Origin of the sequence: Ruegeria sp. HKCCA4008 (assembly GCF_013033125.1) — a bacterium.
Taxonomy (GTDB): domain Bacteria; phylum Pseudomonadota; class Alphaproteobacteria; order Rhodobacterales; family Rhodobacteraceae; genus Ruegeria.
In genome coordinates this window covers 680,089-702,421 of record NZ_WQDM01000002.1, presented here as the reverse complement: position 1 = coordinate 702,421, position 22,333 = coordinate 680,089, and the positions used below count along the sequence as shown (strand labels likewise).

The 22,333-nt window shown below is 58.4% G+C and carries 20 protein-coding genes; 11 read left to right on the top strand and 9 right to left on the bottom strand.

All coding sequences use genetic code 11. The annotated features are described in order from the left end of the window. Nucleotides 1-91: 91 nt before the first annotated feature. From GOW60_RS07690 to GOW60_RS07670, 5 genes are all read right to left on the bottom strand, one after another. Nucleotides 92-1,351 carry a TRAP transporter large permease gene (locus tag GOW60_RS07690; protein ID WP_171228824.1) on the bottom strand — a complete coding sequence of 420 codons (1,260 nt, stop codon included), beginning with the start codon at nucleotides 1,349-1,351 and terminating at the stop codon, nucleotides 92-94. Next, on the bottom strand, nucleotides 1,348-1,881 hold the full coding sequence (locus GOW60_RS07685; RefSeq protein ID WP_152460349.1) for a TRAP transporter small permease: 534 nt from the start codon (nucleotides 1,879-1,881) through the stop codon (nucleotides 1,348-1,350). Before GOW60_RS07685 ends, GOW60_RS07690 begins: the two co-directional genes overlap by 4 nt. Nucleotides 1,882-1,944: 63 nt before the next feature. After that, nucleotides 1,945-2,919, bottom strand: a complete 975-nt coding sequence (locus tag GOW60_RS07680; protein WP_152460348.1) for a TRAP transporter substrate-binding protein — start codon at nucleotides 2,917-2,919, stop codon at nucleotides 1,945-1,947. Between the two features lie 23 nt (nucleotides 2,920-2,942). Next, nucleotides 2,943-3,485 (bottom strand): 3-hydroxyanthranilate 3,4-dioxygenase, encoded by a 543-nt coding sequence (locus GOW60_RS07675; RefSeq protein WP_152460347.1) that lies wholly within the window; start codon nucleotides 3,483-3,485, stop codon nucleotides 2,943-2,945. Nucleotides 3,486-3,590: 105 nt separating this feature from the next. Continuing rightward, nucleotides 3,591-4,544, bottom strand: coding sequence for a dihydrodipicolinate synthase family protein (locus GOW60_RS07670; protein WP_171228823.1), 954 nt, complete (start codon nucleotides 4,542-4,544; stop codon nucleotides 3,591-3,593). Between the two features lie 146 nt (nucleotides 4,545-4,690). Here GOW60_RS07670 and GOW60_RS07665 point away from each other — a divergent pair, with 146 nt between their 5' ends. From GOW60_RS07665 to GOW60_RS07625, 9 genes are all read left to right on the top strand, one after another. After that, entirely contained in the window at nucleotides 4,691-5,464 is a 774-nt protein-coding gene (locus tag GOW60_RS07665; protein ID WP_171228822.1) for an aspartate dehydrogenase, read from the top strand. Nucleotides 5,465-5,466: 2 nt separating this feature from the next. Continuing rightward, the gene (locus GOW60_RS07660; RefSeq protein ID WP_171228821.1) at nucleotides 5,467-6,432 is read left to right on the top strand and encodes a LysR substrate-binding domain-containing protein; all 966 of its coding nucleotides are present in this window, start codon (nucleotides 5,467-5,469) and stop codon (nucleotides 6,430-6,432) included. Nucleotides 6,433-6,513: 81 nt separating this feature from the next. Then, a complete protein-coding gene (locus GOW60_RS07655; RefSeq protein WP_171228820.1) occupies nucleotides 6,514-7,944 on the top strand; it encodes an NAD-dependent succinate-semialdehyde dehydrogenase in 1,431 nt (476 codons plus the stop codon). Between the two features lie 333 nt (nucleotides 7,945-8,277). Then, entirely contained in the window at nucleotides 8,278-8,625 is a 348-nt protein-coding gene (locus GOW60_RS07650; protein ID WP_171228819.1) for a hypothetical protein, read from the top strand. Then, entirely contained in the window at nucleotides 8,618-9,862 is a 1,245-nt protein-coding gene (glp, locus tag GOW60_RS07645; RefSeq protein ID WP_171228818.1) for a gephyrin-like molybdotransferase Glp, read from the top strand. Before GOW60_RS07650 ends, glp begins: the two co-directional genes overlap by 8 nt. A gap of 212 nt (nucleotides 9,863-10,074) precedes the next feature. Next, nucleotides 10,075-11,325 carry a sarcosine oxidase subunit beta family protein gene (locus GOW60_RS07640; RefSeq protein WP_171228817.1) on the top strand — a complete coding sequence of 417 codons (1,251 nt, stop codon included), beginning with the start codon at nucleotides 10,075-10,077 and terminating at the stop codon, nucleotides 11,323-11,325. A gap of 12 nt (nucleotides 11,326-11,337) precedes the next feature. After that, nucleotides 11,338-11,625 carry a sarcosine oxidase subunit delta gene (locus GOW60_RS07635; RefSeq protein ID WP_152460339.1) on the top strand — a complete coding sequence of 96 codons (288 nt, stop codon included), beginning with the start codon at nucleotides 11,338-11,340 and terminating at the stop codon, nucleotides 11,623-11,625. Then, entirely contained in the window at nucleotides 11,622-14,576 is a 2,955-nt protein-coding gene (locus GOW60_RS07630) for a sarcosine oxidase subunit alpha family protein (protein WP_171228816.1), read from the top strand. Before GOW60_RS07635 ends, GOW60_RS07630 begins: the two co-directional genes overlap by 4 nt. After that, on the top strand, nucleotides 14,569-15,132 hold the full coding sequence (locus GOW60_RS07625) for a sarcosine oxidase subunit gamma (protein WP_171228815.1): 564 nt from the start codon (nucleotides 14,569-14,571) through the stop codon (nucleotides 15,130-15,132). Before GOW60_RS07630 ends, GOW60_RS07625 begins: the two co-directional genes overlap by 8 nt. Here GOW60_RS07625 and GOW60_RS07620 read toward each other — a convergent pair. From GOW60_RS07620 to GOW60_RS07605, 4 genes are all read right to left on the bottom strand, one after another. Then, complete coding sequence (locus tag GOW60_RS07620; RefSeq protein WP_171228814.1) at nucleotides 15,091-16,122, bottom strand: GlxA family transcriptional regulator; 1,032 nt, start codon at nucleotides 16,120-16,122, stop codon at nucleotides 15,091-15,093. The genes GOW60_RS07625 and GOW60_RS07620 overlap by 42 nt on opposite strands. A 45-nt stretch (nucleotides 16,123-16,167) precedes the next feature. Next, complete coding sequence (locus GOW60_RS07615; RefSeq protein WP_171119331.1) at nucleotides 16,168-16,407, bottom strand: hypothetical protein; 240 nt, start codon at nucleotides 16,405-16,407, stop codon at nucleotides 16,168-16,170. A gap of 256 nt (nucleotides 16,408-16,663) precedes the next feature. Next, on the bottom strand, nucleotides 16,664-17,821 hold the full coding sequence (locus GOW60_RS07610; RefSeq protein WP_171228813.1) for an aromatic ring-hydroxylating dioxygenase subunit alpha: 1,158 nt from the start codon (nucleotides 17,819-17,821) through the stop codon (nucleotides 16,664-16,666). A 102-nt stretch (nucleotides 17,822-17,923) separates the two neighbouring features. Then, entirely contained in the window at nucleotides 17,924-18,847 is a 924-nt protein-coding gene (locus tag GOW60_RS07605; protein WP_371813334.1) for a LysR substrate-binding domain-containing protein, read from the bottom strand. Nucleotides 18,848-18,970: 123 nt separating this feature from the next. Here GOW60_RS07605 and GOW60_RS07600 point away from each other — a divergent pair, with 123 nt between their 5' ends. Both GOW60_RS07600 and GOW60_RS07595 read left to right on the top strand, forming a co-directional pair. Continuing rightward, nucleotides 18,971-19,915, top strand: coding sequence for a PDR/VanB family oxidoreductase (locus tag GOW60_RS07600; RefSeq protein WP_171205173.1), 945 nt, complete (start codon nucleotides 18,971-18,973; stop codon nucleotides 19,913-19,915). A 424-nt stretch (nucleotides 19,916-20,339) separates the two neighbouring features. Continuing rightward, nucleotides 20,340-22,166 (top strand): BCCT family transporter, encoded by a 1,827-nt coding sequence (locus tag GOW60_RS07595; RefSeq protein WP_171228812.1) that lies wholly within the window; start codon nucleotides 20,340-20,342, stop codon nucleotides 22,164-22,166. Nucleotides 22,167-22,333: the final 167 nt, after the last annotated feature.

Sequence of the window (22,333 nt, the reverse complement as noted above, 5' to 3'; positions counted from 1 at the left end):
TTCAGGCCAGCTTAGCTGACGGGCGCCGTTAAGTAGAGCGAGATTTCCGGCGTAATGTCTGCGACGGAATGCGCCTGCAAACGTATCTGGTTCAGATCAGCAGCGTTGACAGGCTTGGGTAATAGCTGAGCAGAAGCAACACCAAAGTTACCGCGATCAGGAAAGGCCAAAGCGATTTCAGGATCGAACCGGGCGATGTGCCGCTCATGGATGAGGCGATGTACAATCCGATCCCGACCGGGGGCGTCAGCAGCCCAAGCACAAGGTTCAGGCAGGCAACAATGCCGAACTGATAGGGGCTGATATCGTATGAACCGGTTGCAATCGGCAGCAGGATCGGAGTGATCAGGATGATCGCGGCGATGCCATCGATCACCATTCCAACCAGCAAAAGCGCCAGATTCACGATCAGCAGGAACACGAACGGGTCCGAAGTGATCGAGGTGATCAACCCAGCCAGTTGCTGTGGTATTTCCTCATAGATGATGACCCAGCCGAACACGCTGGCGGCCGCGATCATGAACAGGATCATCGACGCATTGGCCGCTGTGCGTTTGAACATCTGTGCCAGGTTCCTCGGCTTCAGGTCCCCGTAAGCCAACCAGCCTACCAGAAACGCGATCAGGGACGCGATTGCGGCGGATTCGGTCGGTGTGGCGATCCCGAACAGAATGCCACCTATGATCGACATCGGGATCAGCAGGGCAGGGGCCGCGCTGATCAAGGCCTGGACGGCTTGGGTACGCGTCATCCAATGCCCTTTCGGAAAGTTCTGCCACCACCCGATCAGGGTGATGACCGATGCAAACGCCCCGGCAAGGATCAAACCGGGCAGGATTCCTGCAATGAACATGTCACCAATCGGGATCTGAGCCAGAACCCCGAAGATGACAAACATCATCGACGGCGGGATGACCGGAGCCAGCAGCCCGCCTGCGGCCGTCGTGGCAGCGGCGAAACCCTTGTCATAGCCCTCCTCCTCCATCGCGGGGACCATGGCGCGCGACATTACCGCGATCTGCGCCGTCGCAGACCCGATGATGGCCGCCATGAACATGTTTGCCAGCAAGTTGATATAGGCCAGCCCGCCGCGAAACCCGCCGACAAACACCCGGGCCAGCGCGACCAGGCGCCGGGTCATGCCGCCTTCGTTCATCAATTCTCCGGTCAACATGAACAGAGGAATTGCCAGCAGGCCGTAATTCTCAAGACCGCCGAACATTTTCTGCGCGAAGCTGTCGTAAAGAACCGTGTTGCCGCTTTCCCAGATGTACCAGATGGCCGTGATCGCCAGCACGATCGCCACGGGCACGGACAGAAGTAGAGTGGCGAGAAAGACGATTGGGCTCATGGCTGTGCCCCTTTGCCCGGGGGGCTCAGCAGATGCATGGTGGAATGCAGCGTCGCGCCCAGTGCGAAAAGCCACATCACCAACCAGAACAGATACTTTGGCAGGCCCAGGGTCAGCGTTGGCTCGGCGTAGATGAAATTGAATGTCTGACCTTGAAACGCCGCCACGTCAAATCCGCTGCTGGCGATGTCCAGCGGAAGGAACCAGCGCCAGCAGAACCACAGCATCGCAAGGGAAAAAGCAAACACGACCACGTCCACACCCTTGCGGATCAATCGTTTCGCGCGTTCGGGCACGTTGTCGGAAACGATGGAGATCGACACCGAACTGCGATGGTGCAATGCGGAAGACGCGCCCAGAAAGGTCATCCAGACCATCGCGTAGATCGCCAGCTCATCAACCCAGAACAGGGCGTTGCCCGCCGTTCGCGTCACGACATTCAGCAAAATCAGAACCGTAATGCAGACTGCCAGAAAGGCAGCGCACCACAACTCGACCCGCGCCAAGCCTGCCGACAGCCGATACAACATCGCTGTTCTCCCGTCAAAAAGGGCGCAGGATCGAGCTGCGCCCCTTTCGTCATGCCGTTTTCGTTATTTTGTTTCTGCCGCAGTCTGCCGCAAAGCGTCAAGGGAAGAGGTCTTCTGGGACCAGATCCCGTTCCACTCTTCGATCGCGTCGCCAAAGAATGAGGCATCGACCTTTTTGTAGGCTTTGCCAGTGCCCTCGATCTGCTCCAGCCATTTGGCATCGTTTTCAACGTAGGCATCAATGGTGCTGTCGACATGCTTGGCCATGAGTTCCGCGATCATCGCGCGGTCTTCTTCAGACAAACCAGCCCAGACCTTGGCCGATACCAGCCCGACCATCGGGAACATCATGTGATCCGACTGCACGATCGTGTCGGCGTGTTCGTAATATTTCAGAACCCAGATCAGCTCGGCGTCCATGTCGATGGCGTCGACCTGACCATTGGCCAGCGCATCATAGACGGCAGGCAAGGGCATGGGCGTGGGTGCCGCCCCCACCGCGTTGTAGAAATCCAGAATCGGTGTGAAGGGCGTGATCCGCAGTTTCAGGCCTGATAGATCTTCGGCGGAGGAAACCTCGCCCCGGCTGACGATCTGGCGCAATCCTGCCATCCCATATCCCAGTCCAACGACACCAACCTGCCCCGGCAAGGGTTCCAGCATGGATTTGGCCGTATCAGATCGCAGGATGCGCCCCGCGTGCCCAATGTCATCTGCCAGATAGGGCGCATAGAATGCCCCCAACTCGGGCGCGCGGTTCGAAACTTCAGCCACGGTCATGAAAGCCATGTCCAATGCGCCGGTCTGCAATTGTTGCAGCATTTCAGCCTCGTTCCCCAACTGGCGGGCCGGGAAAACAGATACCGAATGAGCGCCACCACTGGCCTCATTCAACTCGGCCCCAAACGCTTCGGCGGCTTTGGTCCAGATATGCGGTGGAGGCGTGATCAGACCCAACCGAAACTCTTCGGCGTGAGCGGCCACGGACGACAGTGCCAACGCAGCCGCAGAGGCGGCGATTTTTGCAAAATGTCTCATTACTTCCCCTGTTTGATCTTGTTTTACAACGTGACCCAGCCCTCGGGCGGTTCCTTTCCCGGGTGCACAGCCTGACAATTGGGGCAGGTGCGGTCTTGTTCCGAGGCATAGAACTTCTGATAAACCGGAGGCAGGTCATCAACGATGGACTTTAGCTGCATTTCCGCTCGATGCACCAGTGATCCGCATTCAAAGCAATACCATTCGATGGCGTCCAGCTCTCCGGTCTGGCGCTTGGGTTCAATCACAAGCCCGATCGAGCCTTCCTGAGGGCGCTGTGGCGAGTGGCGTACATGCGGAGGCAGCAGAAAAACCTCGCCTTCTCGGATCGGAACATCATAGAACTCCTCTCCGTCATAGATTTTCAGCACCATGTCGCCTTCAAGCTGGTAGAAGAATTCTTCCACCGGGTCATCGTGGTAATCGGTTCGCTTGTTCGGACCACCCACAACAGTGACCATCAGATCGGCGTCTTCCCAAACCTGACGATTCCCTACGGGCGGTTTGAGCAGATGGCGATGCTCGTCGATCCAGGCCTTAAAGTTGAACGCTTTCAGTTTTGACATGTCCCACTCCCTATCTCGGAAAGTTTGGCGCGTTTTTCCATGACCGCAAAGAAATTATCAGCATCTCGCTATCCGATTTCCTTATACTGCCGGGCCTCACCCAGCTCAGACGCGCAGCCCGCATTCGTCGAACGCTTTGCGAATGATCGCTTTTTCCGCGTCGGTCAGTTCCAGCATCGGCGGGCGTACACGGCCACCGACTTGACCCAGCAACTCTTGCCAGTGCTTTCCGAATGCAGTGGGTTTGCCCGCAGGACGCGCGCGTTTCATCGCGTCGCGGACAGGGTTCAGACTGTCAAAGACACGCCGCGCTTCATCGGCCTTTTTCGCAAAGGCCAGACGCGTGTATTCGTTCATTCGCTGATCGACCTTGCTTTGCAGCTGATAGGGCGGGGACGAGCAGAGATACAGCTTCCAGTCCAGTTCCAATATGTTGTCCAGCCACTCATGTTCAGCCGAGGTCGAGACATGGATCCTGTCGCCCACCATATGGGTCAGCTTCACGTACATCTCGCGCGCGACCGAGTATTTTATCGCAACGATATTGGGTAAATCCGCAATGCGGGCGCATTCTTCGGGTTGCATCAAATAGCCGCTGTCTGGATGGCTCCACATGGCGATGCCGATATCCAGTTCGTCACAAAAACGCTTGTAGTACTGGTACAAAACCTCTCCGCGATCCTGCACAAAGCTCAGAACCGGCGCGTGCAGAACGATGTAATCCGCGCCGCAATTCTGGGCGTGATGCGCCAGGTCCAAGGCCGTATTCATGTTCTGGTCCGAGACCGAGACGATTACACCGGCTTTGCCTGCGCATTCGTCAACGGCAATTTCGAAGTTGCGCTTGCGCTCTTCGATGCTCATCGAAAAGAACTCGCCCTGTTTGCCGGCGACGAAAAGGCCCTGGATGTCCAGATCGTCGATCCAATGGCGGATGTTGGCGCGCAGTCCCGATTCATCCAGAGACAGGTCATCATTGAACGGGTTCAGCGCCGCTGCCCATATCCCAGTCATATGTTCGCGGGCATAGGCCTTCGCGTCGTGTTTTGAGTATTTCATTTCCAACGTGGTCCCCGTGGCTTCAACAGGAACAAAACACACCAGGCGGGTCGGTCCAGTGCCATTTCAGGGAAATGGATATCAGAAAAAAATATACCACCAACTTACCAATTCAGATTTTTTCAATGCTGGTCTAGGGTCCAGACATGAAGATCGCAGTCATCGGAACCGGCGCAATCGCGCAGTTTGTGCAGCGCATGTTGCCAGAACATGGGCATGATTTGGCAGCCATTCTGGTCAGACCACACCGCGTTGATCCAAAATCGCCCAAGTCAGTCGGTTCGGTTGATGACCTGCCGGCCGGAATCGAAATGGTTCTGGATTGCGCGGGGCACGAGGCATTGGCCGGTTTGGGTCCGGACATTCTGGCACGAGGGCTGGATATCATCAGTGTCTCTGCCGGCGCACTTGCGGATCAGCAGGTCAGTGACCGGCTGGACACGGCCGCGCGAAAGGGTGGGGCGCGGCTGCATCTGGCAAGCGGTGCCATAGGCGGGCTGGACTGTCTCGGCGCCGCAGCGGTCGGGCCGCTCAAATCCGTCACATATGTGGGGCGCAAGCCGCCGGCGGGATGGAAGGGATCCCTTGCCGAACACAGTCTTGACCTCGGCAATATCACCGCGGCTGAAACCCATTTTCAGGGTTCCGCGCGCGAGGCGGCGCTGGCTTACCCCAAGAACGCAAATGTCGCCGCCGCCGTCGCCTTGGCGGGTGTGGGGTTCGATAGCACACAGGTTCGTCTGATCGCCGATCCAACGATCCACAAGAACATTCACGAGGTCGAGGCCGAAGGCGATTTCGGCACGTTTCAGTTCCGGATCAGCGGCACCGCGCTGCCCGACAACCCGCGAAGCTCGGCGCTTGCGGCCATGAGCGTGCTGTCCAAGCTGGATCAGCTTTGCAAGCCGATTGTTCTGTAGCCATGGTTGGACGCCACTCTCGCATCGTTGACCGCGCCTTGACCCGCCTGAAGCTGCGACAGCTGCGTCTGCTGGTTGCAGTTGGCGCGCATGGGAACATTCAGAATGCCGCGCGTGAGCTGGGAATATCTCAGCCAGCGGCAACCAAGATGATTCAGGATCTTGAGCTGGATTTCGAGGTCAAGCTGTTCACGCGCACCAACCGAGGCGTTGTGCCAACGGTTTTTGGCGAAACTCTCATACGTCACGGGAAGCTGATATTTGCTCAGGTTTCCAATGCCGCGCAGGAACTAGATGATCTGAACGAAGGAAATTCCGGCCGTGTCGTGGTGGGCACGTTGCTTGCGGCGTCAACCAGCCTGCTACCCGCCGCCATCGAACTGCTGCTGAAAGACCGCCCGAACGTTGCAGTCAAGATCAGCGAAGGGACCAACGAGGTGCTCATGCCCCGGCTGCTGTCGGGTGAGATCGACATGGTTGTAGGACGCCTGCCGTCGCACCGGCATCGTGACAAGATTCGACAGGAAAAACTGTTCGAGGATCGGATATTGGCCATTGTCGGCCCTCAACACCCGCTGGCGGGGCGGGACGCCGTGACCTTTGCGCAAACCAAGCCGTTTGGCTGGATTCTTCCCCCGCAAGAGACCACGTTGCGACGTCAGGCGGACCATTTTTTCGTCGGCCAACAGCAATATGTGCCACCGGTCGCCATTGAATCCGTGTCCTACCTGACGAACCGGGCGCTTCTGCAATCCCGCGACCTGATCGGCCTTATGCCTGCCGAGGTCGTCGTCCAGGATATCGAAAACAACCATCTTGCCCAGCTGGCTTGGGAGGTTCCTTTCGGGCAGGGGCCGATTGGAGTGTCCTTCCGCGCCGACGACGATCTGTCGCCTGCGGGGCGCGTTTTCAAAACGGCTTTGCATCGGGCGGCGCAGAGCAGACAGACCAGATATTCGCCAATTTGATATCCGTATTCGCGCAATGCGCTTGAACTCATGCGAGGCATCGCGCGATCACAAATCAAGGCAAATGGAGGCGCCGGTTTCATGTATCCAGAGCTCAGGCTGTTCATTGGCGGCACGTGGCGAAAAACCGGGCGCGATATCCCGGTTGTCAACCCGGCGACCGAGGAAGAACTCGGCCGGTTGCCTTGCGCATCGGTGAAAGACCTGGACGACGCGCTGCAAGCGGCCGTCGAGGGATTTAGACTGTGGCGCCGCACATCGCCGCGGGAACGCGCGGATACGATCCTGCGGGCGGCAGCCCTCATGCGTCAGCGGCAGGAAGAAATCGCGCAGTCTATAACTCTCGAACATGGCAAGCCCCTGAAACAGGCCCGGATGGAGGTCATTCGCGGCGCCGAATTCTTTGAATGGGATGCGGGCGAGGCGATGCGGACCTATGGACGGATCATTCCGGCGGCGCAGGGTCACAAATTTGCAGTTCATCACCAGCCTGTCGGCGTTGTCGCGGCATTTTCGCCGTGGAACTTCCCCATGAGCCAACCTGCCCGGAAAATCGCCGGTGCTTTGGCCTCGGGGTGTTCGGTGATCCTGAAAGCGGCAGAAGAAACGCCTGCCGGCGCTTTGCACATAGCAAAAGCATTCGAAGATGCCGGTCTGCCAGCAGGGGTTCTGAATTTGGTGTTCGGTGAACCATCCGAGATATCCGGCCATCTGATCCCGCAGGACCCCGTTCGCCTGGTGGCCTTCACCGGATCGACAACCGTCGGGCGTCATTTGACCACTTTGGCGGCCCAACACGACACCCGAGTGCTCATGGAGTTGGGCGGCCATGCGCCGGTCATCGTTTGCGAAGATACGGATGTGCAATCGGCGGCCGTTTCAGGCGCGGTCCGCAAAATGCGCAATACCGGTCAGGTCTGCACTTCGCCAACCCGTTTCTTCGCGCATGAGAGTATTTTTGACGCCTATGCGGCCGGGTTTGTTGCAAGGGCCAAGGCCACGGTCGTCGGCAATGGGCTTGAAGCAACCGTTGAAATGGGCCCAACGGCCAACGACCGGCGCGTTCCAGCCTTGTCCGAGCTGGTTGAAGACGCAGTGGCACAGGGGGCAACGCTTGCCACAGGCGGATCGCGGCTTAGTGAGCGGGGATATTTCTTTGAACCCACGGTGTTATTGAACGTTCCTGAAGCGGCGCGGATCATGCGCGAAGAGCCGTTTGGACCGGTTGCGGTGATCAACCCGGTGGCTTCGCTGGATGAGGCGATCGCTCTGGCGAATTCAGTTCCCTACGGGCTGGCGGGGTACGCTTTCACCAATCGGGCGGATTACATCGACCGTCTGATTGACGAGGTCGAGGTCGGCAATCTGTCGATCAACACGCTTGAAGCATCGATGCCGGAAACGCCCTTTGGGGGCGTGAAATCCAGTGGCTATGGTCGGGAAGGCGGAACCGAAGGCCTTGAGAATTACATGACGGTCAAGAACGTCTGGCATTCGGCCGAGATCTGCTGAAAAAGACCCCGACACCTGCACTTGTCGACTTTTTCGCGACCAAGCCGGCCTTTTTCCTTTCGAAACCGACCAAAGGGCCAGCGCAGCGCTGCGGTTGCGATTTCAATACCTGTGGAATCGACAGAGGCGGCAATGTGCCCTTCCTGATGGGGCGCCCGAACGCGGATCATGACCTATGTCAATGACAGTAAACCCGCCTTGCTGTCCATTGGCCAGGAATTTCTGGCCGGACCGTGCGACAAAAACCATCGCGTCCTTTTGCCGGTGATGATCAGCGTTTCGGCTGACCTGCGGGGGGGGTCCCGCCGGGCGGCCTGAGCTCCGGAGGGACGGATGAACACTTGGCTGACGCTATCTGCACCAACCCCTGCCAGGGATACCGTGGGCTTCGAGAGGTTGGCGGGGCTGCCCACCGTAACGTCCACCCATGGCATGAACTCTGACTGCGCGCGCGTGTTTGAGCTTTGCGGCCAACCCGAGCCGGATTTGTCGTCCGAGCAAGAAGCTGATGACGGCATGGGTCGCGCCGCGCATGGTCGATATGGCATGGGTACGCTGCCGGTCGTTGCTGATCCCAGCTGGGATTTGGAAAAATTCAAGGCCGACCTGCCCAATCCCGATCCGGACGAACAGCCGGGATTTGCAGAACGCTTTTTATTTTCGGAGACTCAAAATGGCTGATGGATGTGCCTGTGACCGCCACGCCCACATGTATCTGACTGTAGACGACGCCCTTGAGCGCGGTCTTTCCGTCGCCGATCCTGTTGCCGAAACCGAGATTCTGCCGCTGGAACAGGCTATAGGCCGGGTTCTGGCCGAGGATTGCGCCAGCAAGGTCGATATGCCTGCCTTCGACAACTCGGCCATGGATGGCTATGCCATCCGCACCGGTGATCTGGGTGACGGGCCGGTGTTCGCGCTGCCCATCGCCGGGCGCGTGGCTGCGGGTGACTGCGGCGACCATGATGCCCCCGAAGGCAGCGCTTTGCGCATTTTCACGGGCGCTCCGGTGCCGCCTGAATTCGATGCCGTGCTGATGCAGGAAGATTGCGATCTTCTGATCGACAGGATTCGATTCACCCGCCGCCCGAAACCCGGCCAGCATATCCGGCGTGCGGGGGAAGATCTTTGTGCTGGGGGTCCGATCCTGCGACGCGGCTGTGAAATTGGACCGCGCGAGATGGCCGCGCTGGCATCCGCCGGGTATGGTGAAGTCCTGGTATTTCGAAAACTGAGGGTCACGATCTTTTCGACAGGCAGCGAACTGCGTCACCCGGGCGAACCCATCGGCCCCGGCCAAATTTACAACTCGAACCGTTATATGCTGCTGGCGCTGTTGCAAAAACCCTGGATCGAACTGACCGACCGGGGACCGGTCGAGGATGACCCGACCCGTCTGGAACAGGTTCTGCGCGAGGCATGCGATGCCTCGGACCTCATCGTCACGACTGGGGGCGTGTCCGTCGGGGATGAAGATCACATGCCCCGGCTGTTCAGCGCGATTGGCGGTGAAACCGATGTCATGAAAGTGGCGATGAAGCCCGGTAAACCGGTCATGTTCGGGCGGCGCGGGCGCGCTCTTTACGTTGGTCTGCCCGGCAACCCGGTGTCAGCCTATGTGACATGGCAGATAATCGGGTCGCAGATGATGGCGCGGCGCGCAGGCTTGTGCCACAGACCTCAGGTAACTGTTCAGGCCGTGCTGGCTGAACCCGTGCAGCGTCGCGCGGGTCGTCAGGAGTATCGTCCGGTCCAGATTGACGGCACTTCGCCGCGTGGCCTTCCCAATGTACGTCTGATGGCGCCCTCCTACAGTGGCCGTGTCGCCTTGCTGGCGCAGGCAGACGGGTTGGCGATCATACCGGCCGAGTTCGAAGACCTGCCCGCTGGGCATTCGATTGAATTGTTGAGGTTCTGATCCCTGCAACAGGTGCGATGCGATTTATCTTGCAACTGCAACGCCGCGGTCATGGTGGGCACCTGGAAAACTGCCCGATCGCGCGCCAATCAATCCGAATACCGGCCTGAAAATTGTCGCAACCGATAAACTCCGTGACGGATTACGTCGTGACTGGGGCTTTCCCGGCGGCACATGATGCTACGGCGCACTGAGGTTAAGGACACAAATTCATGCGGTATTCGGCACTCGCGATCATGCGGCACGTTTTGAATGGGCACCGGGGCTGGACACCGGCTTGGCGCGATCCCGAGCCTCAATCAAGCTATGATTTCATCGTGATCGGCGGCGGCGGTCACGGCCTTGCGACGGCATACTATCTGGCCAAGGAACACAACGCCGCCAGGGTGGCGGTTCTGGAAAAAGGCTGGATCGGTGGCGGCAACGTCGGGCGCAATACAACGATCATTCGCGCCAATTACCTGTTGGATGGCAACCAGCCATTCTATGAGCTGTCGCTGAAACTGTGGGAAAATCTTGAACAGGACCTGAACTACAATGCGATGGTCAGTCAGCGCGGTATTCTGAACCTCTGTCATACGGACGCGCAGCGTGACGCGTATCGTCGTCGTGGCAACGCGATGATGTTCACCGGCTCTGGGGCGGAACTGCTGGATGCAGAGGGCGTTCGTGCGATGTATCCGTTCCTGAACTTTGACGATGCGCGCTTTCCGATCAAGGGCGGTCTGTTGCATCGTCGCGGTGGTACGGCGCGTCATGACGGTGTCGCTTGGGGCTATGCCCGTGCCGCGGATCAAAGGGGGGTCGACATCATCCAGAATTGCGAAGTCACCGGGTTCCGCATCGAAAACGGAAAACTGCTGGGTGTTGAAACCACACGGGGTTACATCGGCGCCAAGAAGGTGGGCGTGGCGGTTGCCGGGTCTTCCGGGCGCGTGATGGCACAGGCGGGGATGCGCCTGCCGATCGAAAGCCACGTGCTCCAGGCCTTTGTGACCGAAGGGCTGAAACCGGTGCTTGACGGGGTGATCACTTATGGCGCCGGTCATTTCTATGTCAGCCAATCGGACAAGGGCGGTCTGGTCTTTGGCGGCGATATCGATGGCTACAACACCTATGCGCAACGCGGCAACCTGCCCGTGGTCGAGGACGTGGCCGAAGGCGGCATGTCCCTGATGCCGATGATCGGTCGCGCGCGCCTGCTGCGGATGTGGGGCGGCGTGATGGATATGTCGATGGATGGCTCGCCGTTCATAGATCACACCGGAATTGAAGGGCTCTATTTCAATGGTGGCTGGTGCTATGGCGGGTTCAAGGCAACCCCAGCATCTGGTTTTTGTTTCGCGCATCTGATGGCCACCGACCGACCGCATGACGTTGCAACTGCCTATCGTCTGGACCGGTTCAGAACCGGGCGGATGATTGACGAAAAAGGCGTGGGCGCACAGCCCAACCTGCACTGAGGAGGCCCGGACATGATCATCAATCATCCACTGCTTGGCCCGCGCGACGCGTCGGAATTCACCTATCTGGGCGACGCGAGCCTGATCAATCGGCCCGACTGGCAATCCGACACGGCCGCCGCCGAGTTTCACGACTATGTCTACCTGCGCGACAACCCGGCAGGAACCCACCGAGAGCTGTGGTTTCACGAGCAGGGCGACCGCTCGTGGCTGGTTGTGACACGCGACACGCTGACCCATGAAATTCTGGCAACGGAACTGGCGCGGGATGTAGCCCGCAAGACGGGACGGGGAAAATGACCCAGAACAATCGTTTGCAGGGCGGTCTGATCGACCGGTCCAAAAAGCTGCGCTTTACCTTCGATGGCAAATCCTACGAAGGCTATCAGGGTGATACGCTGGCCTCGGCGCTGCTGGCCAATGACGTGCGGTTGGTTGGCCGTTCGTTCAAATACCACCGTCCACGCGGTGTGCTGGCCTCGGGCTCGGAAGAGCCCAACGCGCTGGTCGAGCTGCGCACAGGCAACCGGCAGGAGCCCAACACACGCGCGACCACGGTCGAACTGTTCGACGGGCTCGAGGCGACATCGCAGAACCGCTGGCCCTCGCTCGCCTTCGATGCGCTGTCGATCAATGATCGGCTTTCGCCCTTTTTGACGGCGGGTTTCTATTACAAGACCTTCATGTGGCCCAAGGCGTTCTGGGAAAAGCTCTATGAACCGATGATCCGCAAGGCGGCCGGTCTGGGCAGCCTGACGCAGGAGGCCGACCCGGATATCTACGACAAGGGCTATTTGCATTGCGATGTCCTGGTTATCGGTGCCGGTCCTTCCGGCCTGATCGCGGCGTTGACGGCGGCGCGGTCTGGCGCGCGGGTCATTCTGGCGGACGAAGACAGCCGGATGGGTGGGCGTCTGTTGTCTGACTGTGACCGGTTCGAGGGCATTTCGAATGCCGATTGGGTCGCGCAGACACTGGGAGAGCTGGCGTCGATGGACAATGTGCGCCTTCTGACGCGCACCACCGTGTTCGGCGCCTATGATCACGGCATTCACGGCGCGCTTGAGCGGGTCTCGGATCACCTTGCGGTGCCCGAGGCGGGGAAACCTCGCCAGATTCTGTGGCGCATCTACGCGAAGCACACGGTGCTTTGTGCCGGCTCTACCGAACGTCCGATTGCTTTCGAAAACAACGACCGACCGGGCATAATGCTGGCGGGCGCGATGCGGGCCTATGCAAACCGCTGGGCTGCGACACCGGGCCAGCGTGTGGCGATCTTCACCAACAATGACGAAGGACACCGCGCCGCACAGGATCTGATCAAAGCCGGGATCAAAGTTGTTGCCGTGATCGACCCGCGCCACGATGCACCGCGCATTGCAGAATGTGAATTGCTGGCCGGGGCGCAGGTCACGAACACGCAGGGCCGTTTGGGGCTGAAATCGATCACCGTGCAGATGACCGATGGTCAAACCCGCCCCATCGAAGTAAGCGGTCTGGGCGTTTCGGGTGGGTGGAATCCGAATGTGCAATTGACATGCCATCAGCGCGGCCGGCCGCAATGGTTCGAACCGCTCGCAGCCTTCATCCCACCTGTCGAACTGCCCAAGGGTATGAGTGTCGCCGGTGCCGCCGCGGGCAACCTGACCAGCCACGGGGCGATCGCCTCGGGCACCAATGCGGCACTTGCGGCGCTTGACGGGCTGGGGATCAGGGCCTGTCCGGTCGACCTGCCGAAAGCCGAGGATGATGAGATCCGTATCACCCCGTTGTGGCATGTGCCCGGCAAAGGCCGCGCCTGGCTGGATTTCCAGAATGACGTGACCGTCAAGGATGTCAAACTGGCCGAACAGGAAGGCTTTCGCAGTGTCGAGCATCTGAAACGCTATACCACCCTTGGCATGGCGACGGATCAGGGCAAAACCGCGAATGTCGGCGCGCTGGCCGTGATGGCCGAGATCACCGGCAAGAGCATTCCCGAAACCGGCACGACCATCTTCCGGCCACCGTACACGCCCGTGGCGATGGGGGCCTGGGCCGGGCGCTCGGTCGGAAAAGAATTCAAACCTACGCGACTGACGCCCAGCCACCAATGGGCCGAAGAACAGGGCGCGGTATTCGTCGAGGTGGGCCCCTGGCTGCGTGCGCAATGGTTCCCCAAGGCTGGTGAGACCCATTGGCGCGAGTCCGTGGATCGCGAGGTTCTGGCCGTACGCAGCGGTGTCGGCGTCTGCGACGTGACCACGCTGGGCAAAATCGACGTGCAGGGCGCGGATGCCGCGGAATTCCTCAACAAGATCTATTGCAACGGCTTCGCCAAACTGCCGGTGGGCAAAACCCGCTATGGCCTGATGCTGCGCGAAGACGGCATAGCCATGGATGACGGCACCGCCGCCCGCCTGGCCGAGGATCACTTTGTGGTCACCACCACAACCGCAAACGCGGTTGGTGTCTATCGCCACATGGAGTTCGTGCATAAATGCCTGTTTCCGGACATGGATGTGCAGATGATCTCGACCACCGACGCCTGGGCACAATATGCCATAGCGGGCCCGAAGTCCCGTGAGTTGCTGCAAAAGGTCGTTGATGACGGCCATGACATCAGCAACGAAGGTTTTCCCTTTATGGCGTGTGGCGAGGTGACCATTGCCGGGGGAATCCCGGCGCGGCTGTTCCGCATCTCGTTCTCGGGCGAGTTGGCCTATGAGCTGGCTGTGCCTACCCGGTACGGTGACGCGCTGATCCGACATTTGATGGCGCTTGGAGAGCCCCTTGGCGTAACGCCGTATGGCACCGAAGCGCTTGGCGTTCTGCGGATTGAAAAGGGCCATGCCACCGGAAACGAACTGAACGGAACCACCAGCGCCCACAATCTGGGCATGGGGCGCATGGTCTCAACCCAGAAAGACAGTATCGGTGCGACGCTCAGCGCACGCGAAGCACTGACCGATCCGGATGGCCTGGCTTTGGTCGGCATTCAGCCGGTCAACAACGCCGATACCGTGCTGGCCGGTGGCCATGTGTTCGACGAGGGTGCGCCACACCTGCCGGAAAACGATCTGGGCTATGTCACATCGGCTGCCTACTCGCCGCACCTGTCCAGCAGCATCGGGCTGGCCTTTGTAAAACGCGGGACGCAGCGATTGGGCGACACCGTGCAGATTGTCAGCCCGGTGGATGACACCAACATCAAAGCGACGCTTGTCAGCGCGCATTTCGTTGACCCCGAAGGAGAACGGCTCCGTGCGTGATTTTGTTGCCAAGACCGCCATTGGCGGCAGTGAACCCAAACGGGACGTGGTCGGAACTCTGACCTTTCAGGAACGGGAGGATGTGGCACTGGCATCCGTCTCGGCCCGGTTGGGGCAGGAGGAAACCGTCAAAGCCAAACTTCAAACCGTTTGCGGAATCCCGGCGCCTGAGGCGGGGCGGTGGGAAAAGGGCGAAACCAGCAGCCTGCACTGGCTGGGCCCGGATCAGTACCTGTGCGAAGAAGCTTTTGCAGGCCCGTTGGACCTGGCCAGGCGTATGGAATCCGAGCTGGCCGGCATAGCGTCGGTGACCGATCAGTCGGACGCGTTCACACGCATCGACATGACCGGGCAGGGCGCCACAGGCTTGCTGCAACGTCTGACCGTTCTGGATGTCGAGCAGATGCCGGCCGGAGCCTTCAACCGCACCGCGATCCACCATGTGGGGTGCCTGCTGCGCTGCAATGAAGCGGGAACGGATTTTTCGATCTACGCGCCACGCAGCTATGCGATTTCAGTTCACCATATGCTGATCGAGGTGGCCAGGGCCCTGTGAAGGACGGTGCCCAAAGGACAATGCCGCGTGTCTGGCGCCGCGGCTTCGGTCCTTGCGCTCCTGAGTCGGCGGCAGACCGAATTCGCGCCGATAGTTGCTTGAAAACGAACTGGCGCTGTCATACCCGACCGAAAGCGCGATTTCCTGCAAAGGCTGGTCGGTGTAAAGCAGTTTCTGCCGCGCCGCGTCCAGTCGCAGCCTGCGATAGTAGCCGCCGGGGCTGATCCCGGTTTCCTTCTTGAAATGCCGCTCCAATTGCCGGATGGACATGCCAACGCGTTTCGAAACCTGCTCGATCGAGATCTTGTTTTCGATGTTGTTTGCAAACAACTCGATGGCCCGCCGAACCGGGCGCGGCAGGGCATTGCGGGTCTGATTTTTGCTGTAGCCCGGCAAAACCTGCAACGTATCGGCATCACGCAAAGTCGCGTATTGGAACCAGCAGGCCGTTTCGACGGCAACCGCATCGGACACCTCGTCCGAAATCACGCCCAGCATGAACTCAAAAACCGCTGAAGTCCCGGCAAAGGACATTCGGTTGCGATCTATCGTATAGAGCGTGTCGCACAGGTTCACCCTGTCGAATTGTTCTTTCAAAGCAGCGGTATAGCAGAAATGCGCGCTACAGCTGTAACCATCGAAGAACTTTTCTTCCGCCAGCGCAAAAAGTGAGCCGCTGACCGAACCGATCCGCGCGCCACGGGACAAAAGCCGTCGCAGCGCTCCGCCCGAAGCCTTGCGATCCTTCAACCGGGCTGAGGCCCCGGCAAAGACCAGCACGACGTCGGTTTCCTCCACCTCGGACAATGCCTTGTCAGGGTTGATGCTGAGGCGTGAGCTGGACATGATCTGTTGTCCATCTTCCGAAACGACAGTCCAGCCAAGACCATCGCTGCGGCTGATCTCATTGGCCACGCGCAGCGGGTCGATGGCCATGGACAGGGCAGCAAGCGGAAAATCTTCGAGGCACAGAAAGGTGAAATGGGTCATGCTTTGTCTCTTTGCCAGCACGATACCCCAACTACACCGATTTCGTCAGAACACCAAACGATGGGCGCGACCGCGTTCGTATAGTTTTCGGTTCAACTCATCCGCTTCGGGCGCGCCGTATTCCAGCGCGAACACAAACGCATGTGTAAGGTAAAAACAAGCGGCGTCGAGATCCTGATTTTGCTCGGCCCGGTCGGCTGCCTCGTGGTAGAGCCGGATCAGCGCAGGCACATCATTATCCGCATGAGCCTGCAACAGGTGCTTGTCGAGTTCTTGCAGATCCAAGGTCAGCCTCTTACCGGAAACGCGAAGTGAGTTGGTCTGTACGCAATCATACGCTTTCTACTATTTTTGCGGCTGAATCCTGATTTCACAGCGCCGTCAACGATGCGGACCGGACCGTGATGAACCCATCACACGCATCCGTACGCGTCTTTCCGCAATCAGGAACATCGCCTGCACCTGCGATGTTCCTGATTGAAATTGACCGGGCAGGGCGCATTCGTGGCGCCCTCAGCCCATGATCCGGCCGGAAAGCCGCTTATGCCTCGGCACCGGCTTTTTCGATCTGAGTGGCCACCCAGTGGTGAAAACAATGCGTTGGGCCATCCATCGCGGGCGAGAAACGGCCGCCGTCGAATTTGACACCATGACGGCCTTTCTGCATGCCCTCGACCACGAACACATCCTCTTCGAAAACGGTTTTCCAAAGCTGCGCGTTCTTTGCGCGCAACGCTTCGTGCTCGGGTGCGTCTTCCGGTTTTTTGGCGTAGTACAGCTCGATCCTTTCGTTTGACCGTTCATGCGTGATCGGATCGATGATGAAGGCAAATCCATGGTCGCGTTGAACACCCAGCAAGGTGTTCGGGTACACGACGATGTATTCCGCCCCTTCGTTCCACTTTTCGCTCAGATTCTGGAAGTCATCCAGTTTTTCGCCGTTCTGACCTTCAAACTGGCGATAGACGTAGGTGCCCTGACCCGAATACTTGCCCAGTTCATTGATGTTGTAGTGGTCTTCCAGACGCGAATAGCTGTTGAGACCCGGGTGAACCCAGGGCAGGTGATAGCTTTCGCAGAAATTTTCGACCGCCAGTTTCCAGTTCGACTCCAGCTCGAGCCGGACAGACGCGCCGGCACCGCCATGATACATGGGCTGTTCAAAATCTTTCCAGCGTTCCATCAATTCGCGATGGACCTCTTCGAACTCAGGGGCGTTGCCATCCACATTCACGAAGACAACGTCGCGCCAGACATAGGAACGTATGCGGATCAGGCCCAGTTCAGCAAAGTCCAGATCTTCATGCGTGTTCTGTCCGGGGCCACCGACATGCGGCGCAGTGCGCAGCTCGCCATTCAGGCCGTAACACCAGCTGTGATAGGGGCAACGGATCGCGCCGCGGATTTTCTGCGGCTTGTCGACCAAAATCATTCCGCGATGGCGGCAGGTGTTCTGGAAAACGCCGATCTGCCCGTCACGGTCGCGCACCATCAGAAGCGGCACACCGAGGAAGTCGATCGGAAAGGCATCTCCCGCTTCGGGAATGTCTTTGCCAAAACCTATGCCTGACCAGTTCGCGAACAGGACCGCCTCCCGTTCCTCGGCGAAGACATCGGGATCGATATAATGCTCGTTCGGCAGGCCCTTGGCGGTGTTTACCGGGGTCAGAACAGACGAAAGCGCTGAATGCTTGTTCATCGGTTGCTCCTGAGTAATTCGGAATGTGTTCAACGTTACCCCATTGACCGGTCGAGCCGGCTTCATTCAATACCAAAAAACCTCATGGCCGATTTAGGCAGACTAAACCGAACCCCCGGACAATTCATCCAGCAACCAGTTTTTCAGCGCCAGGGCACCTTCTGTCAGCTGGTCGTCAGGGCGACCGACGAGGTAAAAATTGTTCGGGGCAGGGAGGCTGAATTCTTCCAGCGCAACAAGTTTTCCGGATGCCAGCATGGGTTGGATCAAGCGTTTCCACCCCAATGCAAGCCCGGCCCCTTTACGGGCCAACTGCAACGCCAACGCATAGCTGTTTACGCGCGACTGCACCGGTACAACTCCGGTGTATCCGAGGTCGTGAAACCAAGATGGCCAGGTGGTCCAGGTGTTGTCCTGCGTTTCAAGGTGGATCAGGCGACGTTCGACCAGGTCTTCAAGGCTTGCCCCCTTCAGTTCCATGGCCATCTCGGGGCTACAGACCGGCGTCAGAGTATCACGGTACAGTTTAGTATGGTTCAGCTGCGAGTTCACGTCACGACCGTAACGGATGAAAAAGTCGATATCCGGTCTGTCCGAGAATGGCTTGTCTTGCGCCATCTGGTTCACTTTTACGTGCGGGTAGTCCTGCCAGAACCGGATGACCGACGGAGAAAGCCACAACGCTGCCACAGCGGTAGTGGACCCTACCGTCACCGGATTTTCTGAATCACCGCTGCGAATCTTTTCAAGCACCTTCGATATCTGCCGGAACGACGTACCGAGCACTTCAAACAGGTCCTGGCCATCCTCGGTCAGTTCCACGCCCCTGTGTTTTCTGACGAACAGTGCCGAACCCAGTTCACTTTCCAGCGCTTTTATCTGGTGGCTGACAGCGCCCGGCGTAACCGACAGTTCGCCGGCCGCTTCTTTGAAGCTGAGATGCCGCGCGGCGGCCTCGAAGGCCGACAAAGTCGTGAGAGGTGGAAGATTATAGTGGCGTCGTGACATGGTTGCTGCGTTGCTCAAAAAGGTAGAGGTGAGTTACATTCATCCGAATGTGAGAAATTTTGCAATTGAAATCTATGTTTTTTCCTGCTGTTTGCGATCGGGTACAGAACCAAAGTCGACCGAGAACGAACAGGATGTGTGATGGATACACAAGTTGCCCGCCTCGTGCGCAAAACACGGCTGAGCCCGGACACGTCCGATTTTTGCTTTGAAATCGAAAACGGCCGCTTCACAAGCCTTCAACCCGGCGCACATGTCGATATCCATCTGGCCGACGATCTGGTGCGGCAGTATTCACTGTGGAGTTGGAGTCAGGACGGCCGTGTAATCAATGTCGCCGTCAAACGCGAAGATGAAGGGCGTGGCGGCTCGGTGGCCATGCACGCGCTTCAAGAAGGGGCGATGGTCGAAATCGGCGGGCCGCGGAATCACTTCAAACTCGAAAACCACGATCGGCATGTCACGTTGATCGCAGGCGGCATCGGGGCGACTCCGCTGGTTGCAATGGCGCGGGAACTGATGAACCGCGGGCAGGATTTTCAGGTCTACTACCTTGTAAGATCGAAAGAATTTGCAGCGATGGACGCGCAGTTCAGGGCCCTTGGGCTGGATGAATGGTATCATTTGCATTGCGATGACACAGACGGCAGGTTTGATCTGGCATCGGTCATGCAATCGATGCCCGTCGGTGCGGATGTGTATACCTGCGGACCTGAACCGATGCTGAATGCTGTTCTGGAAGCAGGTGCATCCTTGCGTGGCGGGGCAATCCATTTTGAACGATTTGCACCCGCCTCTGACATCGACCACGACCCAAACGCGGAATTTCAGATCGAAATCCAGTCAACCGGCGCGGTCTACCCGGTTGGAAAGGAGGAAACCATTCTCGAAGTATTGCAAAGCAACGGCGTGCATGTCGATTTCGGCTGCTCTGAAGGGTTGTGCGGGTCATGCATTGTTGACGTAGTGTCAGGGCAGGTCGATCACCGCGACGGAATACTCACTCCGCAAGAGCAGGAAAGCCACGAATTCCTGTGCACCTGCGTTTCGCGGGCCAAGTCCGATAAACTGGTCCTGAAGCTGTGAAGGACGCAGTTGTCACAACAAATCATGGCGCCGTAGTGTTCTCGCTAACATCGCAATCGAGTGAATTCGATGGTCGCTTCATGTGATCGAAGTGTCGGTTTCTCAAGTTAGAACATCTCACCCTTGCTATAGGTTTTTCGAAACTGGAAACCCAACAACCACTTTGGATGCTGCGACGATATTCAACCACAGGCTGACTTACCACTTAGGACCGGTGATGACAGCAGGCAGCAAGTAGTCGGAGGAAATTTGCAGTAAGAGACGTAATGGGAGCACGCGTTATTACTGCAAGCCCAAGTTTGGGCTGAACACAACTCAACATCGGTTTGTGCAACGTGCACGATTGTCCACGTCGTGCAACGCGATGCTTTCCAGCACTTTTTCAGAAGAACAAAAACGACACACTCGAGGAGGAACGCGCGATATGTCGATACCCGAACCTTTCACGGACGTTGAAATAGAAACGGCTGATTCCGGATTCTATGAAAACTACAGCGTCCCAATTGCCCTGATCAGCAAGGCCATCATGGTCGGGCTGGTCCTGTGGGCCCTGGTTTTCCCAGCGAATGCAAACAGCACATTGGGCAGCCTGAACAGCCAGTTGCTGGAGGTCTTCAACAGCTTTTACATCGTCATTGTCGGTTTTTTCTTCTTTTTCCTTGCCGTTGTTGCGATCATTCCGTCCACGGGTCGTCGGATCATGGGAACGCCGGGGGAAAAGCCCGAGTTTTCGAACTTCTCATGGTTCTCCATGATGTTCGGTGCCGGTCTTGGTGTGGGGCTCATGGTTTTCGCCACAGCAGAACCGCTGGGCCTTTGGGGATCTAACCCGGTTGTCGTTTCCGGCGCGGTCGAAGGTAACACACCTGAGGCATTGCAATCGGCTTACCGCTTCACTTTCCTGCACTATGGCTTCCACGCCTGGGCGATCTACGTGGTGACCGGCCTGTCGTTGGCTTACTACGCTTATACACGCGACATGCCTCTGACGATCCGCTCGGCGCTGACTCCGCTGTTTGGCCGTTTCGTCAACGGCTTTTTCGGCCACGTGGTCGACGTTTTGGGCGTTGTCGCGACGATCCTCGGCGTTTCCGTAACCATCGGTTATGGCGTCAGCCAGTTCATCGACGGACTTTATGCGATCACCGGCATGCAGTGGATCATGGATTTGGGCGGCGAGGTGCCGACCCCCAGCAAGGTTGGTCTGATTTCAGGCTTGGTCGTCATCATGGGCCTGTCGATCATTTCGGCGGTATCCGGTGTTGGCCGGGGTGTTAAGTACCTGTCCAACCTGAATCTGGTGCTGTCGATCATCTTGCTGGGCACTTTCGTGGTCTTCGGCTCGTTTGTCTTTGCCATGACCACTTATGGTACTGCCATGGTCGATTACATCCTCCACTTCCTGTCGCTCAGCTTTAACGCCTATGGCCCGCTGTCGGCCGAAGCATTCGCAGCGGCCCTGCCGGCCGAGGCGCAAGCACATGCCGCAGACCTGATGGGTGGGGCGACCAACGCCTGGGGCAGTTTCGACGGCTTCAAAGGCGGTCTGGAAGGTGCAGCAGCCGGGTTGGACGAAGCAACCTTGGCCGCGGCTTATGCTGCAGGTGAGCAAGGTCGTCAATTCGGCTGGCAGGCAGGCTGGACCACCTTCTACTGGGCATGGTGGATCGCGTTCTCGCCCTTCGTGGGTCTGTTCCTGGCGCGCATCTCCAAAGGTCGCACCGTCCGCGAGTTCATCTTGGGCTGCGTGTTCGCACCTGCGCTGGTGTGCTTTGCCTGGATGACTGTTCTGGGCGGCACAGCAATTGATCTGGAACTGGCAGGCGCGGCAGAAGGTGCGATTATCGGTGCATCGAATACCAACAAGCTGTTCACCACACTGTCCTACATGATCGACGGTGGGCTATTGTCCATGCTGAACGTCATGTGCGTGATCCTGATCATGACCTTCCTGGTGACTTCGGCGGACTCGGGTATTCTGGTGATGAACACCATCATGTCGGGTGGTAGCCAGGAAACCGGTATCAAGCACCGCATCATCTGGGGTGTGATCTTGACGGCAGTGATCGGTGCGCTGATTCTGGCCGCGGGTGAAAACAACCCTATGGACGCGCTGCGCAATGCCATGATCATCGGTGCGCTTCCGTTCACCATGGTGATGGGCCTGATGTGCGTATCGCTGGCCAAGGCGCTGTTCCGCGACAGTCAGCGTGACAAGCACTCTGCCAGCAGCACGCAGGCAGCCGAGTAAGGCGTAGGCACAAGAAAAACCTGGTCAGGCCGCCCCATCTGGGCGGCCTGTTCTTTTTTGGCAAAGCATCGCCTTTGACGTGAAAAACCCCGATATCACCCGGGGCTAATGCCGCACTGATCGGCGAACCAAATCTGCCCCCCGTCGACCGTCCGCATACCCCGTGC

Excerpts from the sequence above, each read along its gene's own strand:
- GOW60_RS07690 (WP_171228824.1), bottom strand. The coding sequence starts at position 1,351 with ATGAGCCCAATCGTCTTTCTCGCCACTCTACTTCTGTCCGTGCCCGTG.
- GOW60_RS07685 (WP_152460349.1), bottom strand. The coding sequence starts at position 1,881 with ATGTTGTATCGGCTGTCGGCAGGCTTGGCGCGGGTCGAGTTGTGGTGC.
- GOW60_RS07680 (WP_152460348.1), bottom strand. The coding sequence starts at position 2,919 with ATGAGACATTTTGCAAAAATCGCCGCCTCTGCGGCTGCGTTGGCACTG.
- GOW60_RS07675 (WP_152460347.1), bottom strand. The coding sequence starts at position 3,485 with ATGTCAAAACTGAAAGCGTTCAACTTTAAGGCCTGGATCGACGAGCAT.
- GOW60_RS07670 (WP_171228823.1), bottom strand. The coding sequence starts at position 4,544 with ATGAAATACTCAAAACACGACGCGAAGGCCTATGCCCGCGAACATATG.
- GOW60_RS07665 (WP_171228822.1), top strand. The coding sequence starts at position 4,691 with ATGAAGATCGCAGTCATCGGAACCGGCGCAATCGCGCAGTTTGTGCAG.
- GOW60_RS07660 (WP_171228821.1), top strand. The coding sequence starts at position 5,467 with ATGGTTGGACGCCACTCTCGCATCGTTGACCGCGCCTTGACCCGCCTG.
- GOW60_RS07655 (WP_171228820.1), top strand. The coding sequence starts at position 6,514 with ATGTATCCAGAGCTCAGGCTGTTCATTGGCGGCACGTGGCGAAAAACC.
- GOW60_RS07650 (WP_171228819.1), top strand. The coding sequence starts at position 8,278 with ATGAACACTTGGCTGACGCTATCTGCACCAACCCCTGCCAGGGATACC.
- glp (WP_171228818.1), top strand. The coding sequence starts at position 8,618 with ATGGCTGATGGATGTGCCTGTGACCGCCACGCCCACATGTATCTGACT.
- GOW60_RS07640 (WP_171228817.1), top strand. The coding sequence starts at position 10,075 with ATGCGGTATTCGGCACTCGCGATCATGCGGCACGTTTTGAATGGGCAC.
- GOW60_RS07635 (WP_152460339.1), top strand. The coding sequence starts at position 11,338 with ATGATCATCAATCATCCACTGCTTGGCCCGCGCGACGCGTCGGAATTC.
- GOW60_RS07630 (WP_171228816.1), top strand. The coding sequence starts at position 11,622 with ATGACCCAGAACAATCGTTTGCAGGGCGGTCTGATCGACCGGTCCAAA.
- GOW60_RS07620 (WP_171228814.1), bottom strand. The coding sequence starts at position 16,122 with ATGACCCATTTCACCTTTCTGTGCCTCGAAGATTTTCCGCTTGCTGCC.
- GOW60_RS07610 (WP_171228813.1), bottom strand. The coding sequence starts at position 17,821 with ATGAACAAGCATTCAGCGCTTTCGTCTGTTCTGACCCCGGTAAACACC.
- GOW60_RS07600 (WP_171205173.1), top strand. The coding sequence starts at position 18,971 with ATGGATACACAAGTTGCCCGCCTCGTGCGCAAAACACGGCTGAGCCCG.
- GOW60_RS07595 (WP_171228812.1), top strand. The coding sequence starts at position 20,340 with ATGTCGATACCCGAACCTTTCACGGACGTTGAAATAGAAACGGCTGAT.